A 15,194-nucleotide genomic window follows, 5' to 3' on the forward strand; every position below is an offset into this window, starting at 1 on the left:
GCGTCCTCCGCGTCAGGCGTAGCCCGGCGCCAGCGCGAAGGTGCCATGCTTGGCGGAGTTGGCCGCCGACATGACGACGTCCGCCGTTGGATAGCCGTTGTGCTGTTCGGGGGTGTAGATGTAATTGCCGAAGTAGCCTTGATAGGGATTCAGCGTATTCCAGTAGGCGATGATGTCCTTCGACGTCGCGCCGCTTTCCTGCACGGCCTTGGCCACCATATGCACCGCGTCGTACCCCGCCGTGACCCACCAGAACAGGGTGTCGTCCAGGTTCACCTTGCCCTGCACCTTGTCGACGAATTCCTGCGAGCGCGGCGGCAGCTTGCCGCTGGCGTCGTAGCTGCAGCTGCGGTAGCCGACCGCATAGACCTTGTCCCAGTTCTGCGGCTTGCTGAGCAGGCCGCGGATTTCCCCGGACGCCATGGACGGATGGCCGGCGAAGACCACATCCCAGCCCATCTCGCCGCGCGCATTGAACAGGCGCGCTTCCATGCCGGTGGATACGCTCCAGATCACGATCACTTCCGCGCCGGCATTGCGCGCCCGCGTCATGTCGGGCGTCATGTCCGGCTGCGTGGCGTCGATGTTGTTGCTGTAGACCACGTCGGCGCCATCGCGCTTGAAGTTCGCCACGCTGGCCTTCAGGGCGCTGACGCCGTAGCCGGTGGTGTCGCCGATCACGGCGATCTTCTTCACCTTCAGCACTTTCAGGCAGTAGTTGCGCGTGGCGTCGTCCCATTGCTCATTGGACGGCGCGATGCGAAAGGCGTTGGGAAATTTCTTCGGATCGATCAGGCTGTCGATCACGCAGGGATGGATGTTCGGGACGCGTGCGCGCGCCATGATGGGGGTCACGGCCAGCGATTCGCCGGAATTGGTCGGTCCCCAGATGGCGTCCACCTTGACGGAGTTGATCATCTCCTGCGTGGCGTTCACCGCCTTGGTGGGATCGCCCTGGGTGTCGCGGGTGATGATCTCGATCTTGCGGCCCTTGACGCCGCCCGCGGCATTCAGCGTTTCCGCCGCGAACTTCACGCCGCGGTCGAAGCCGACGCCCGGCGCGGAACTGGGACCGGTCAGCGCGGCCAGCCAGCCTATGCGCAGCGGCTCGCTTGCCGCCCTGGCGAAACGCGGGGCGCCGATGGCTGACGCTCCCAGTATCCCGGTCGTGCCCAGGACGAAATTCCGACGCGATAGAGGCATGGTCTTTTCCTTGCAAAGAGAACCGGACAGCGAAAAGGGACGGCGTGGGGATGCGGTTGCGTGGCGCGCGGGCCGTTCAGCGGCGCGCGTTCTCCAGTTCGGCGATGCGCCGCGGGTCGAGCGTGAAGCCCCAGCCGGGACGCTCGGGCACCCGCGCGTCGCCGTCGACGAATTCCAGCCGCTCGCGATACAGCGTCGAAAACCAGGGCATGTATTCCAGGTAGATGGCGTTGTTCAACGCGCACAGCACCTGGATGCTGGTCTCGGGAAACAGATGGCTGGACACCGGCACGTCGTAGCTTTCGGCCATGTGCCCCACCCGCATGAATTCGCTGACGCCGCCCGCGCGCTGCAGGTCGGGCATCAGCACGTCGGCGCTGCGCAGGGTCAGCATGCCGCGGAAGCCGTAGCGCGTGTATTCGGTTTCGCCGCTGGCGATCGGCGTGTCCAGCGCCGCGGCCACGCGGGCCACGCCTTCCAGGTCCCAGGCGGGCAGCGGTTCCTCGAACCACGTCAGGTCGTAGGCTTCGAGCATGCGGCCCAGGCGGATGGCCTGGGCTTCGTTCAGGCCCTGGTTGGCGTCGGCCATCAGCCGCACGTCCGGGCCGATGGCTTCGCGCACGGCGCGCACGCGTTCGGCGTCCTGGCGCGGGTCCGGCATGCCCAGGCGCATCTTCACCGCCTTGAAGCCCTGGGCCACCATGTCCTGCGCTTCGCGCGCCAGCCCATCGATATCGCGGTCCAGCCACAGGCCGCCGCTGTGATAGGCCGGCAGCCGGTCGCGCGCGCCCCCCAGCAGGCGGTAGAGCGGCATGCCGGCGGCCTTGCCGGCGATGTCCCACAAGGCGCCGTCGATGGCGGAAATGCCCATGACCGGTATGCCCTTGTGGCCGAAGAAATTGATGTCCTTCCAGGCGCGTGCCCAGAATCCCGCGATATGGCCCGCGTCGCGTCCCACCACCAGATCGGCCAGTTCGTCCACCATCTGGCGCAGCACGCCGGTGCGGCGGTCGTTCAGCGTGAAGACCAGATTCTCGCCGACGATGCCGCCATCGGTGTAGGCGTACACCAGCACCACGCCGCAGCTGTCTATCGAGCCCAGCGCGCTTTGGATGGGGCGGTCCAGCGGCAGCGACAGCGCGCGCGTTTCCAGGCGTTCCAGCTTCATGCGTGCGTCTCCCGGATGACATGGCGTTCGCCGACGCGGTAGCGCGCCAGCACCTCGGGGTCGGGGTCGCAGCCCAGGCCCGGGCCCTGCGGCACGGCGACGCGGCCGTCGCGCGCGCGTACCCAGGGATCGAAGGGATTGGCTTCCATGTCCAGCCACAGGACTTCGATCAACGGCTTGTTGGGAAGCGCCGCCGCGATGTGCAGCGTGGCGATGAAGCCCGGGCCGAAGTACGGCGAGTGCGGCACCGTCTGCACGCCATGCATCTGGCACAGCGTCGCCACGCGCATGGATTCGCCGATGCCGCCGATCTTGGTGACGCTGGGCTGCGCGATATCCAGCGCGCCGGCTTCCAGCAGGCGCAGGAAGCCCTGCGGCCCGGCCACATTCTCGCCGGCGGCGATGGGGATGCCGCGCTCGCGCACGCGCGCCAGGCCCAGCGTGTCCTCGGGCGGCCAGACGGGCTCCTCGAGCCAGTACATGCCATCGTCGCGCAGCGTGTCGGCCATGGCGAGCGCGGTGGGCACGTCCCAGGCGCAATTGGTGTCCAGCATGATCGCGGCGCCGCCGCCGGCGGCTTGCGCGGCGCGCACCGAACTGGCGGTGACCTCATGCAGCTTGACGTGGCGATAGCCCTGCTCGACCGCCGCCGCGGTATTGCGCGCGACGAGCGCGTCGTCGCTGTAGTTCAACAGGCTGGCATAGGCGGGCAGGTCGGCGCAGGCGCCGCCGCCCAGCAGGCGATGCACGGGCAGGCCGCTGCGCTTGCCCAGCAGGTCCCACAAGGCAATCTCCACGCCCGACCAGGCGTAGACGTAGGCGCCGTTGCGGCCCAGCAGATGCGTGGCATGCAGCACGGCGCGCGTCATGCCGGCAATGTCGCCGGCATCGCGGCCGATGACCAGCGGCGCGACGATGGTGTCCAGCGCGGCGCGCGTGGACGGAATGGCGGCGTGCCCGAAGGCCTCGCCCCATCCGACCAGGCCGTCTTCGGTTTCCACGCGGACCAGCAGGATGTCGAGCCGGTCCCACAGGGCGCCGGCGAAGCGCTGGTACGGTCCGCCCATGTCGAAGGGCACGGATACGACTTCGGAAGCGACGGACACGATCTTCATGTGCCGCTCCCTTCAGGCCGGGCGCCGCCGCCGGGGGTGGACGCGCCCGGGCCTGCCGCCCGGGTGGTGCCTATGCGAATTGCCATGTTGTCTCCGCGGCGGCCGGCTCTTTTTTCACCGGCGCCTTGTTTTGCGGACCAGAATAGGGAGGCAGGTAGATAAAATCAATTGGGGCGAACTAATTTCCACATAAGCCCGCCTTATGCAGGAGGAGACACGATGTCGCTCACCGTCCGGCAGTTGGAGATCATTCGCGCCGTCAGCGTGCACGGGTCCGTCACCGAGGCGGCCGCCGCGCTCGGCATTTCGCAGCCGGCCATCAGCCTGATGCTGCGCGATTGCGCGTCGCAGGCCGGCTTTCCCTTTTTCGTGCGCAAGCACGGGCGCCTGCAGGCGACGCGGGAAACGCAGGTCATCCTGGCCGAACTGAACCGCATCTTCGACAGCATCGAACGGGTCAACCGTTTGATGGACGATATGCGGGAAATGACGGTGGGCACGGTGCAGGTGGCGTCGGTGCCGACGCTGGCGGACAACCTGCTGTCGCCCACCATCGCCGAATTCCAGAAGTCCTGGCCGCACATCCAGATTTCCGTCTTCACTGTCGACAATCTGGGCGTGTTCGAAAACGTGGTGCAGGAGCGCGTCGATTTCGGCCTGGGGCTGTCGCCGCTGCACCATCGCGACGGCCGCATGGTGAAGGGCCGCATCAGCGATGTCTGCGCCGCCGAACTGGTGTGCGTGGTGCACCCCGACAGCCCGCTGGCCCTGCGCGAATCCGTGTCGCCGGCCGACCTGGCGGCCTACCCGCTGATTTCCTTCGGCAGGACGCAGCCTCTGGGGGCGCTGATCGAAGACAGTTTCCAGCGCGCGGGCGTGCCACGCCGCATCGCCACGGAAGTCACGCTGACCTCGGTGGCCTGCTCGCTGGCGCGGTCGGGCGCGGGCGCGGCCATCATCGACCCTTTTCATCTGTGGGCGCCGCGCGACCATGGCGTGGTGACCTTGCGCTACCGCCCGCGCACCGAGGTCAAGGCGCAGATGCTGCTGCCGAACAATACGCCCCTGTCGCGCTCGGCCCAGCTCTTCGTTTCGGCCTTGCGCCGCACGGTGCGCGACCGTGGCGCGGCCCTGCTTTCGTGACCGCCCTAGAGCTGCTGGAAGCTGCGGTAGCGCTTGTCGATGTATTCGCGCCGCGATTGCACGTCCCTCACCACCGCGCCGGGCGGCCCGCGGCCCAGCCATTCCAGCATCTGGTCGATCTGTTCCGGCGTGCCCTGCACCAGGGCCTCGACCGTACCGTCCTCGCGGTTCTGCACCCATCCGGTCGCGCCCACCATATGCGCGCGCCGTACGGTGGCCATGCGGTAGCCCACGCCCTGGACCTTGCCATGGACTTGGACGAATAGGGTTTCGATGTGCGGATCGGCCATGATGAACGGGGAATTGCGTAACGGATTGCCTATTTTTCCATATGCCGCGCGGGGGCGTCGGCGTGCATTAGTCGTGGCGGGTAACTTATTAAGTCAACCCGGGGTGGTTTATCCGGACGCGGGCATTTCTTATGCTTGCATCATCCTCGAATACGCTCTGCCTGACGCGGGGCATCGGTTGATCGTCATGTCCTGTGATCCTGATATCGCCGCTGGGCGCCCGGTGCGCGCGGCGGGCTCGTCCGCCAATCCGGCTTCCGCCAGTTCGGCATCGTCCGTGGCGCCGCCCCATCGTGTGCGCTTCTACGGGCGCCGCGCCAGCGGGGCGGTAACGCCCGTGGTCGTGCACTTTCACGGCGGCGCCTTCGTGTCCGGGTCGGTGGACGATTCCTCCACGGTGGCGCGGCTGCTGGCGGATGCCGGCGCGGTGGTGCTGTCGGTCGATTACCCGCTCGCGCCGCTGCACCCGTTCCCGTCCGCCGTGGAAGCGGCTTACGCGACGCTGAGATGGGCGCACGAACATCGGCGGCAGCTGGGCGGCAAGGGCGCGGCGCTGTTCGTCGCCGGCGAAGAGGCCGGCGGCTGCATCGCCGCCGCCGTGGCGCTGATGGCGCGCGACCGCCTGGGGCCACCGGTGGATGGCCAGATCCTGTTTTCCCCGATGCTGGACGCCAGCATGGGAACGGCGTCGGTGCGCTGCGCGCAGGGCACTGACGAAGGCGCGGAATGGGCCGGGGGCTGGCGCGGCTATCTGTCATGTGCCTGCGACGCCAGCCATCCGTACGCATCCCCGCTGGCGGGAACGCGGCTGGCCGGCTTGCCGCCCCTGCTGCTGCTCAGCGGTTCGGACGATCCCTTGCGCGATGAGGGCCGCGCCTACGCCAGCCGCCTGCGGGCGGCCGGCGTGCCGGTGATCCGCGAGGCTCGCGAACGCGCTCACGCCTGGCAGGGCGCGGACGCGGGCGACGAGCAGCCGGACAGCGCGGAACTGGACGCGCTGCGGGCGCGCCTGTTCAGCTTCCTGCTGACGCACCCCGGCGGCGGCGCGCCGGCAGCTCCGCTTTAGCGTTTAGACCGAAAGCGCAACGGTGGCGCCCGCGGTTGGCGGGCGTCGCCGCGCCCCATCGGCACTATGCATGAGGTGCGCGTCGCTTCCGTCCTAGGAAGGACGAGCGATAGTTGCTCCGCGTTTGAAAAGATACCTTACGCCGTACATAGCCGCTAACCACTTGAGTTCCCGGGCGGGGACGTGCGGCGAGGTGTCTGACCAGTGCGGAGCGCGATGTGAACCAGGAATACCTTCTTCCGGAAGAAACCACCACAGAATACAAAGCGCGGGGCTACATCTCGCTGGAGGAGATCTGCCCGCCCGATGAAGTGGCCCAGATACGCCAGACCCTCATGCGCATGTTCGAGAACAAGGTTGGCTATGAAGAAGGCGCGCAGTACGACTTCGCCAGCCGTGACGATCCCGACAAGCCGCAGACCTTCCCCAGCCTGCACGACCCTTCGCATTACGCCCCCGAGCTGCTGAAGACCACCTATCACCGGCGTGCGCTCGCCATCGCCCGCCAGCTGCTCGGGCCGGACGCGGCGCTGTACGGCGAGCATGCGCTGTTGAAGCCGGCGCGCGTCGGCCCGGAAACGCCCTGGCACCAGGATGAAGCCTTCCGCTCTCCCGATTTCGAGTACCGCGAGCTCAGCATCTGGCTGGCCCTGCAGCCGGTCGGCGAAGTGAACGGCTGCATGCAGTTCATTCCCGGATCGAACCGCTACGACGTGCTCCAGCATCGTTCGCCGGGCAACGACAAGTCGCTGCATCCCCTGGAATGCTGCGCCGATTTCCAGCGCACCGACGCGGTGCCCGTGCCGCTGCCCGCCGGCGGCTGCACCGTGCACGACATGCGCACGCTGCACTACACGGGGCCTAATACTTCGGATGCCCCGCGTCTGGCCTACATCCTCATCTTCAACGTGCCGCCGGTGTACAAGCCCAACCAGCGCAAGTTCGATTGGCTGGAAGGGCGCCGCACGGACAGCCAGGTGCGCAAGCGCGAATGGCATCGGCGCGGCGGCATCGCCGTGGAAGTCCTGCGGCGGCTGCCGCGGGCGCGGCTGACCAACGGCCGATGGATGGCCTGGGCCGCCATCCGCGCCGTCAGCAAGGTGCTGCACCGGCCGCGCGGATAGGGCCGGCTGGCGAGAGAGGGCATTGAAGGGGGGCGGCGCGGGGAACCATCGCGCCGCCCCTTGGTCTACTTCGTTCAGGAAAGCGTAAGGAGACCGATATGAAATGCCCCAGCTGCAACGAGCCCGACCTGGTGATGTCCTCCCGGCAGAACATCGAGATCGACTATTGCCCGCAATGCCGCGGGGTGTGGCTGGATCGCGGCGAACTCGACAAGCTGATCGAGCGCAGCATCCAGGAAAGCGCCGCCGCCCAGGCTGCGCCGCCGCAGCAGCCCCAGGGCCGGCCGCACCGCGACGACGGCGCCGACCGGCACTATCGCGACAGCGACCATGACCACTACCGCGATCGCGGCCGGGGCCATGACCGCGGCTACCGCAAGAAGTCCTTCTGGCACGAGATCTTCGACTGAGCGCCAACCCGTCCGCGCAGGCGCATAATGCGGGCCTTGGCGGGCGCGCTTGGGCCCCGCCCCGGATGGAGAAAACGATGCGGATGTTGTTTCTGGGCGCGGGTGGCACCGGCGGCTATTTCGGCGGCCGCGCCGCGCAGGCGGGCGTGGACGTGACCTTCCTGGTGCGCGACGCGCGTGCCGCGGCCCTGCGCGACAAAGGCCTGCGGCTGCGCAGCCCGCGCGGCGATGCGACGATCCATCCCGGGATCGTGACGGCCAGCGACCTGGGCGGCGATTACGACGTCGTCGTGCTCAGCTGCAAGGCCTACGACCTGGACAGCGCCATCGCGGCCATCGCGCCGGCGGTCGGGCCGGGCTCTGTCGTGCTGCCCATCATGAACGGCATGGCGCATTACGACGTGCTGGACGCCAGGTTCGGCGCGGACCGCGTGCTGGGCGGCCTGTGCCAGATCAGCGCCACGCTGGGGCCGGAAGGCGAGATCGTCCACATGGGCCAGCATGCCAGCTTCGTGTTCGGCGAGCGCGCCGGCGAGCCGCGCAGCGAGCGCTGCGTGGCCCTGGAAACCGCCCTGGCCCAGGCCGACTATTCCTCCCGCCTGAGCGATTCCATCCATCAGGATTGCTGGGAAAAATACGTCTTTCTGTGCAGCCTGGCGGCCGGCACCTGCCTGATGCGCGGCTCGGTAGGCGAAATCGCCTCGACGGCGGACGGCCAGGCCGTCCTGCTCGGCCTGCTGGACGAAGCCCAGGCCGTATCGGCGTCGGCCGGCTATCCCGTGCGGCCACCGGCCGACGCGGCGGCGCGCAAGCTGTTCACCGATACCGGATCGCCGGTGACGGCGTCGATGTTCCGCGACCTGCGCCAGGGCCTGCGTGTCGAAGGCGACCATATCGTCGGCGACATGATCGCCCGCGGCGCCGCCGGCGGGGTCGCCACGCCCTACCTGCGTGTGGCGTATTCGCATCTGCAGGTCTACCAGAACCAGCGCGACGCCTGAAGGGCCTGAGGTTTTGTTTACACTGGCACGCCGCGGGCGCGCGTGCCGGCCAGCCCGTCTATCCATCAGTCCGGAATCCGCATGAAGCTCAAACCCCTAGCCGCCACCGTCCTGCTCTGTGCGGCCGCCAGCCTGTGCGCCGCCGCCCACGCAGCGCCGGCCGACAACAAGGCGGTGGTGACGGCATTCTTCCGCATGCTCTTCCAGGACAAGAACGTCGACAAGGCGCTGCAGACCTACGTCGCCAAGGACCTGATCCAGCACGATCCCTATCTGCCCGACGGGGCGTCGGCGATGGCGGACTTCTATGGCCCGTACCTGGAACAGCACCCCATGGCCACCGCCGACATCAAGCGCATGATCGCCGAAGACGATCTGGTGGTCGTGCATACGCTGTGGAAGGAGTCGCCGGAGGACACCGGGCAGGCCGTGGTGGATATCTTCCGCCTGCGCGACGGCAAGATCGTCGAGCACTGGGATGTCAGCCAGGACATTCCGGAAAATCCGGCGAACCGCAACACGATGTTCTAGCCGGCGCACGCGGATGTCCGGACACGCAATGAACCAGCCCTTCACGGTCTATCTGGCGGGATTCGACGTCTTCCGTCCGGACGCCGTGGCGTACGGCGCCAGCCTGAAGGCGCTGTGCGAGCGATACGGGCTGCGCGGGCTGTACCCGCTGGACCAGGCCGGCCCCGCCGGGCTGCACGGTCCCGAGTTGGCGGCCTGGATCTGCCGCGCCAATGTCGGGCTGATCCGCCAGGCCGACGGCGTCATCGCCAATCTGAATCCCTTCCGCGGACATGAGCCGGATTCCGGCACGGCCTTCGAAGTCGGCTACGCCGCCGCGCTGGGCAAGCCGGTCTGGGCGTATACGTCCGTGAGGGGCACCATCGTGGAGCAGGTGGCGGTGGGCAGGTCGGCGCAAGCCGATGCGCACCTCGACGCGCAAGGCTATGTCGTCGAGGATTTCGGCATGAGCCTGAACCTGATGCTGGCCTGCAGCGCGACCGTCGTCGTCGGCGACGCGGAAGCGTGCCTGGCCCGCGTGGCGCGCGACGTCGGCGCGGCCGGCGAGCGCGCCTGAGCGCGTGAGCGCCTAAGCCTCCGAGTTCCTAGGTTCCGGTGCCCATGCCGCGATCGCGGCCGGCCCGCGTCACGGGCCGGCTCAGGCCGCCTGCGATTCCAGTTCCGGCGCGGCCGCGCCCTGTGTCGCCAGCCCGCGGCGATGGTCAGCCAGTTCCGCGATGGTCAGCGCCACCAGCCCATGCCTGGCGGCATAGCGGTCGATGGCGTCGCCGCGCGTCATGGTGCCGTCGTCGTTCATCAATTCGCACAGCACGGCGGCGGGGCGCAGGCCGGCCATGACGGCCAGGTCGACCGAGCCTTCCGTGTGGCCGCGCCGCGTCAGGACGCCGCCCGGCTGCGCGCGCAGGGGGAATACGTGGCCCGGGCTGACGATGTCGCCGGCCTGGGCGTTCGGCGCGATCGCGGCGCGGATGGTGGTGACGCGGTCCTTGGCGGAAACGCCGGTGCTGACGCCTTCGCGGGCTTCGATCGACACGGTGAAGGCGGTGCCATGGCGGCTTTCGTTGCGCGCCGTCATGGGCGGCAGCGCCAGGCGGTTCAGGGTATCGTCCTCCAGGCACAGGCAGACGATGCCGCTGCAGTCGCGGATCAATTGGGCCATGACCGGCACCGTGATCTTGTCGGCGGCGACGATCAGGTCAGCCTCGTTTTCGCGGTCGTAGTCGTCCAGCAGGATGACGGGGCGGCCCAGGCGCATGTGGTGCAGGGCCCGCGCCAGGCGCATCGGAAAAGGCTGCGCGAAAATCGCCGGCGTGCGGGATTCGGCACTGAAGGTGTACGAAGTTGCTTGTGACATTGAAACGCTCTCGCGGAAAGTTGGGCGAAAAACGTTTCAGGGCTAATAAGGACAGCCAAACGCAAAACCGCGGACGCGCCATGGGCGCGCGGGGTACGGATTGTGCCGGCACATCTTCTCTCATCCGGACTATGACCGTCGGCTCTGGAATCTGACCAGATCTGCTGACCCCGCCGTCCGTTGCCGGACCGCGGGCGCTCGCGGGCTTGCCACATTGCATGGCCTACCGCCGGTGGGGAATCTCACCCCGCCCTGAAGACGCACTGCATGCCGTGGGTTGGACGGCATCGGGGGATTGTATGCCAGTCCCGGCGGGAAGCCCGCGATGCCCACGGGCGTTGTAGGGCCGAGCCCTATTCCTTTTTCTTCTTTTTCTTCTTGGGCAAGGCCAGCATGGTGCCGCGGCAGTCCGCCGCGCCGCACAGGCATTTGTAGCCTTCCTTCAATGCCTTGGTGATCTTGCCGTCCAGCACCAGGCCGTAGTCGTAAAAGAGCTCTTCGCCGCGTTTGATGTCGCGCAGGGAATAGATATAGACGCGCTTGCCCGCGCTGCCTTCCTGCGATTCGCAGTTGGGCGCGCAGCTGTGGTTGATCCAGCGCGCGTCATTGCCGCCGTCGCCGCCGTCGATGACCTTGCCGGACGAAAGCGAGAAGAAAAAGGTGTGGAAAGGGTCGTCCGGATTGGTGGGATGGCGCCGGTCCGCTTCCTTGGCGCTGATGCGCGTGCCGCCGTATTCCAGGATGCGCGTGCCCGCGGGGATTTTGCGCGCGGCGAAGACGCCGTTGCCGTGCAGCTTGGAGCGCCGTACGACGTGCCAGGGTTTGGAGCTTGCTTCGGTCATGACCAGCCAGGATCCACGCGCATCGCGCGGTAAGGGGAGCACCGATCACGCCGGGCGCGATCGGACGAATTGACGGGGGATTATATCGGCGCGCTATGCCGGCGTGGGCGTGGGCGGCATCAGCGGTAGCATGGATTCCTTCAGCCGGCGCAACACGAAACTGGACTTGCTGTGCCGGATGCCGGGAATGCGGTACAGCTGCTCGCGCAGCAGGCGTTCGTAGTCGCGCGTATCGCGCACCGCGATGCGGATGTAGTAGTCGTAATCGCCCGACACCAGGAAGGCTTCCAGCACCTCCGGGACCTGCGCCAGCGCGCGGCCGAACTCGTAGAGCGTTTCCTCGCTATGGCTTTCCAGCGTGACGTGCACGATGACCGTATCCATGAAGCCCAGCGCGGCCGGATCGATATTGACGGTGTACCCGCGGATCACCCCTTCGCTTTCCATGCGCTTGATCCGGTTCCAGCAGGGCGTGGACGACAAGCCGACCGCCGCGCCGATCTCGTTCAGGCTGGCGCGGGCATTCTCCTGCAGCACCCGAAGAATGGCCAAATCGAATTTGTCGAGACGCATTTTCTGGGTTTCCCGTGTTTTTCAGACAGATTTACCAAGTTTAGGCTGATTCGACAGAAAAACAGGATAAAAATTCCGCCGCGCACGGCCTAAGATGACGTTTATGAACGATCGTCTTCACTCCCAGGCTTTGAATGGCGCCGACGCCGGCGGCGCGCCTCCCGCCCTCAACGGCGCCCGCATTTTGTTGGAAACGCTGATTTCCCATGGCGTGGACACCATCTTCGGTTACCCCGGCGGCGCCCTGCTGCCCTTGTACGACGCGCTCTACGCGGAACCGCGGCTGCGCCATGTCCTGGTCCGCCATGAGCAGGCCGCGGTCCATGCCGCGGAAGGTTATGCACGCACGACCGGCCGCACGGGCGTGGTGCTCGTCACGTCCGGCCCGGGCATGGCGAATACGACGTCCGGCCTGCTGGACGCGATGTGCGATTCCATTCCGGTGCTGTGCATCAGCGGCCAGGTCGCCACGGCCGCCATCGGCACCGACGCCTTCCAGGAATGCGATGCCATCGGCATTTCCCGGCCCGTCACGAAGTGGAATACCCAGATCATGCGGGTGGACGCGGTCGCCGATACCGTAGCGCGCGCCCTGGAGCTGACGCGCCACGGCCGCCCCGGTCCCGTGCTGGTCGATTTTCCCAAGGACATACAGCTGGCCCTGCCGGCGGACCAGGACGATGCCCTGCCGGCCGCGGAACGCCATGGGGTGGCGGCGCTGCGGGCGCGGCGGCAGGCCGCCAAGTCCGCGTTCAAGGTGCCGCAGAGCGCGGTGCGCCGCGCGGCCGACCTGATCGCGCAGGCGCGCCGGCCGGTGTTCTACGGCGGCGGCGGACTGATCAATGCCGGCCCGGCCGCCTGCGAGGCCTTCACCGATCTGGTCCGCCACGTCAACGCGCCCTGCACGCTGACGCTCATGGGCCTGGGCGCCTTTCCCGCTTCCGACCCGCGTTTCCTGGGCATGCTGGGCATGCACGGCACCCTGGAAGCCAACCTGGCCATGCATCACGCCGACCTGATCGTGTGCGTGGGCGCGCGCTTCGACGATCGCATCACCGGCCGGCTGGCGGACTTCTGCCCGCACGCGCGCAAGATCCATATCGATATCGATCCCGCGTCGATCAACAAGGTGGTGCGGGTGGACGTCGCCATGGTGGGCGATTGCCAGCCGCTGGTCGCCGCCCTGCGCCAGGCGGTGGCCGATCGCGCGCCGCCGGCGGCGCAGCTGGAAACGTGGTGGCATCGCATCGAACGCTGGCGCGGCAAGGATTGCCTGGGCTTCGAGCCTCGCGCCGACGCCATCCTGCCGCAGCAGTTGATGCGCCGCCTGGACGCGGCGCTGGCGGGCCGCGACGCGATCGTGTCGACGGACGTCGGCCAGCACCAGATGTGGGCCGCGCAATACCTGCGCTTCGACGGGCCCAACCGCTGGTTGACCTCGGGCGGCGCGGGCACGATGGGCTATGGCCTGCCGGCGGCCATCGGCGCGCAGATCGCCCATCCCGACCGCACGGTGGTGTGCGTCAGCGGCGATGCATCGGTGCTGATGAACATCCAGGAGCTGTCGACGGCCGTGCAGCACGGGGTGCCGGTCAAGGTGGTGTTGTGCAACAACGGCTATATGGGCATGGTGCGGCAGTGGCAGGAGCTGATCCACGGCGGACGCTATAGCCACAGCTATAACGCGTCGCTGCCGGACTTCGTGGCGGTGGCCAAGGCCTTCGGCTGGAATGCCGGGCGGGTCACCGATCCTGCCGGGCTGGACGATGCGCTGGCCGAGTGCCTGGACAGCCCGGGACCCTATTTCCTGGACGTCTGCGTGGCCGAACAGGAAAACTGCTATCCCATGATGCCCGCGGGCCACGGCCACCACCGCATGATGCTGGCCGGTGGCGTCTGGTACGAAGAGGACGTGTGACGGTCAATCGTGCTTGATCGATATCGTCTTCAGCACGGTGAATCCGTACAGCGCTTCGAAACCCTTCTCGCGGCCATGGCCGCTGGCCTTGACGCCGCCGAAGGGCAGTTCGATACCGCCGCCCGCGCCGTAGTTGTTGATGAAGACCTGGCCCGCGCGCACCTTGCGGGCCATGCGCAGCTGGCGTCCGCCGTCGCGCGTCCAGACGCTGGCCACCAGGCCGTAGTCGGTGCCGTTGGCGATGCGCACGGCGTCCGCTTCGTCTTCGAAGGGCATCGCCGCCAGCACGGGACCGAAGACCTCGTCGCGGGCCAGCCTGTGCGTAAGCGGCACGTCGCGCAAGAGCGTCGGCACCTGGTAGAAGCCGGTGGACGGCGCGCCGTCGCTGAGCTTGCCCTGCGCCACGGTGGCGATGCCGTCGCCGCGCGCCTGGGCCAGGAAGTCGGCCACCCGCGCCTGCTGGGTCTTGCGGATCAGGGGTCCGCAATCCAGGTCCTGGTCAGCGGGGCCGGTGCGCAGGGCGGCGAAGGCCGCCCCGACTTTTTCCAGCACTTCTTCATAAGCGTTGCGCTGGATCAGCAGGCGGCTGCCGGCCGAGCAGGTCTGCCCGGCGTTCTGCACGATGGCATTGATGACCACCGGCAGCATGGCGTCGAAATCGGCGTCGGCGAAGACGATCTGCGGCGATTTGCCACCGAGTTCCGTCGTCACCGGCGTGTGGTTCGCCGCCGCGGTCTGCGTGACCAGGATCCCGATGGCGGGCGAGCCGGTGAATGAAATATGGTCGATGCCGGGATGGCGCGCCAGGGCGTCGCCGGCCTCGTGCCCGTAGCCGGTCACCACATTGATCGCGCCCGGCGGAAAGCCGGCCTCGGCCGCCAGTTCGGCGATGCGCAGCACGGACAGGCAGGCGTCTTCCGCGGGCTTGACGACACAGGCGTTGCCGGCGGCCAGCGCGCCGCCGACGCTGCGGCCGAAGATCTGCAGCGGGTAGTTCCAGGGCACGATGTGGCCGGTGACGCCATGCGGCTCGCGCAGGGTCAGGACGGTATAGCCATTCTGGTAAGGCAGGGTTTCGCCGTGAAGTTTGTCGGCCGCGCCGCCGTAGAATTCGAAGTAGCGGGAGATCGCCGTGACGTCGGCGCGCGCCTGCTTGGTGGGCTTGCCGCAGTCGCGCGATTCGATGGCGGCCAGTTCATCGAAGTGGTCCAGCACCAGCCGCGACAGCTTGAGCATCAGGCGTCCGCGTTCCGCCGCGGTCAGGGCGCCCCAGGAGCCTTCGTAGGCCTTGCGCGCCGCGCTCACCGCGCGGTCGATGTCGGCCGCGTTGCCGCGCGGGATGGCGTCGAACTCCTGTCCCGTCGACGGATCGATCACCGGGATGAATTCGCCGGTGGACGACGGCACGGGACGGTTGTCGATGAAATGCTGCTGCATGGCGGGTAGTCTCCTTGGT

General features: G+C 67.7%; 16 protein-coding genes and 1 riboswitch. Of the genes, 8 read left to right on the plus strand and 8 right to left on the minus strand.

Translation table 11 applies throughout. The features are described 5' to 3' along the window. Positions 1-12: 12 nt before the first annotated feature. The 3 genes from CAL26_RS27225 to CAL26_RS27235 form a co-directional block, all read right to left on the minus strand. Positions 13-1,203, minus strand: coding sequence for an ABC transporter substrate-binding protein (locus CAL26_RS27225; RefSeq protein WP_218831582.1), 1,191 nt, complete (start codon positions 1,201-1,203; stop codon positions 13-15). 76 nt (positions 1,204-1,279) lie between these two features. Continuing rightward, positions 1,280-2,371 (minus strand): mandelate racemase/muconate lactonizing enzyme family protein, encoded by a 1,092-nt coding sequence (locus CAL26_RS27230; protein ID WP_094849691.1) that lies wholly within the window; start codon positions 2,369-2,371, stop codon positions 1,280-1,282. Beyond that, positions 2,368-3,486 (minus strand): mandelate racemase/muconate lactonizing enzyme family protein, encoded by a 1,119-nt coding sequence (locus tag CAL26_RS27235; protein WP_094849692.1) that lies wholly within the window; start codon positions 3,484-3,486, stop codon positions 2,368-2,370. Before CAL26_RS27235 ends, CAL26_RS27230 begins: the two co-directional genes overlap by 4 nt. Before the next feature lie 219 nt (positions 3,487-3,705). Here CAL26_RS27235 and CAL26_RS27240 point away from each other — a divergent pair, with 219 nt between their 5' ends. Beyond that, positions 3,706-4,629 carry a LysR family transcriptional regulator gene (locus CAL26_RS27240; protein WP_094849693.1) on the plus strand — a complete coding sequence of 308 codons (924 nt, stop codon included), beginning with the start codon at positions 3,706-3,708 and terminating at the stop codon, positions 4,627-4,629. A 5-nt stretch (positions 4,630-4,634) separates the two neighbouring features. Here the strand turns inward: CAL26_RS27240 and CAL26_RS27245 are convergent, their stop codons facing one another. Then, complete coding sequence (locus tag CAL26_RS27245; protein ID WP_094849694.1) at positions 4,635-4,919, minus strand: acylphosphatase; 285 nt, start codon at positions 4,917-4,919, stop codon at positions 4,635-4,637. Between the two features lie 187 nt (positions 4,920-5,106). On the opposite strand from CAL26_RS27245, the gene CAL26_RS27250 reads away from it, so the two are divergent. The 6 genes from CAL26_RS27250 to CAL26_RS27275 all read left to right on the plus strand — a co-directional run bounded on the left by CAL26_RS27250 (position 5,107) and on the right by CAL26_RS27275 (position 9,607). Further along, complete coding sequence (locus CAL26_RS27250; protein WP_094850115.1) at positions 5,107-5,985, plus strand: alpha/beta hydrolase; 879 nt, start codon at positions 5,107-5,109, stop codon at positions 5,983-5,985. A gap of 218 nt (positions 5,986-6,203) precedes the next feature. Then, positions 6,204-7,109 carry a phytanoyl-CoA dioxygenase family protein gene (locus CAL26_RS27255; protein WP_094849695.1) on the plus strand — a complete coding sequence of 302 codons (906 nt, stop codon included), beginning with the start codon at positions 6,204-6,206 and terminating at the stop codon, positions 7,107-7,109. Positions 7,110-7,207: 98 nt separating this feature from the next. Then, the gene (locus CAL26_RS27260; protein WP_094849696.1) at positions 7,208-7,519 is read left to right on the plus strand and encodes a TFIIB-type zinc ribbon-containing protein; all 312 of its coding nucleotides are present in this window, start codon (positions 7,208-7,210) and stop codon (positions 7,517-7,519) included. Positions 7,520-7,596: 77 nt separating this feature from the next. Then, the gene (panE, locus tag CAL26_RS27265; RefSeq protein WP_094849697.1) at positions 7,597-8,520 is read left to right on the plus strand and encodes a 2-dehydropantoate 2-reductase; all 924 of its coding nucleotides are present in this window, start codon (positions 7,597-7,599) and stop codon (positions 8,518-8,520) included. 81 nt (positions 8,521-8,601) lie between these two features. After that, a complete protein-coding gene (locus CAL26_RS27270) occupies positions 8,602-9,051 on the plus strand; it encodes a nuclear transport factor 2 family protein (RefSeq protein ID WP_094849698.1) in 450 nt (149 codons plus the stop codon). Positions 9,052-9,079: 28 nt separating this feature from the next. Continuing rightward, on the plus strand, positions 9,080-9,607 hold the full coding sequence (locus tag CAL26_RS27275; protein WP_218831583.1) for a nucleoside 2-deoxyribosyltransferase: 528 nt from the start codon (positions 9,080-9,082) through the stop codon (positions 9,605-9,607). Positions 9,608-9,688: 81 nt separating this feature from the next. Here the strand turns inward: CAL26_RS27275 and ribB are convergent, their stop codons facing one another. The 3 genes from ribB to CAL26_RS27290 form a co-directional block, all read right to left on the minus strand. Further along, on the minus strand, positions 9,689-10,333 hold the full coding sequence (gene ribB, locus CAL26_RS27280; protein WP_373454527.1) for a 3,4-dihydroxy-2-butanone-4-phosphate synthase: 645 nt from the start codon (positions 10,331-10,333) through the stop codon (positions 9,689-9,691). 180 nt (positions 10,334-10,513) lie between these two features. Further along, positions 10,514-10,669: riboswitch (FMN riboswitch) on the minus strand. 89 nt (positions 10,670-10,758) lie between these two features. Beyond that, positions 10,759-11,247, minus strand: coding sequence for an SET domain-containing protein (locus tag CAL26_RS27285; RefSeq protein WP_094849701.1), 489 nt, complete (start codon positions 11,245-11,247; stop codon positions 10,759-10,761). A gap of 93 nt (positions 11,248-11,340) precedes the next feature. Then, complete coding sequence (locus CAL26_RS27290) at positions 11,341-11,820, minus strand: Lrp/AsnC family transcriptional regulator (protein ID WP_094849702.1); 480 nt, start codon at positions 11,818-11,820, stop codon at positions 11,341-11,343. A gap of 94 nt (positions 11,821-11,914) precedes the next feature. On the opposite strand from CAL26_RS27290, the gene ilvB reads away from it, so the two are divergent. Next, a complete protein-coding gene (gene ilvB, locus CAL26_RS27295) occupies positions 11,915-13,738 on the plus strand; it encodes a biosynthetic-type acetolactate synthase large subunit (RefSeq protein WP_094849703.1) in 1,824 nt (607 codons plus the stop codon). A gap of 3 nt (positions 13,739-13,741) precedes the next feature. Here the strand turns inward: ilvB and CAL26_RS27300 are convergent, their stop codons facing one another. Next, entirely contained in the window at positions 13,742-15,175 is a 1,434-nt protein-coding gene (locus tag CAL26_RS27300; protein ID WP_094849704.1) for an aldehyde dehydrogenase family protein, read from the minus strand. Positions 15,176-15,194 lie beyond the last annotated feature (19 nt).

This window comes from Bordetella genomosp. 9, from assembly GCF_002261425.1.
Taxonomy (GTDB): Bacteria; Pseudomonadota; Gammaproteobacteria; order Burkholderiales; family Burkholderiaceae_B; genus Bordetella_C.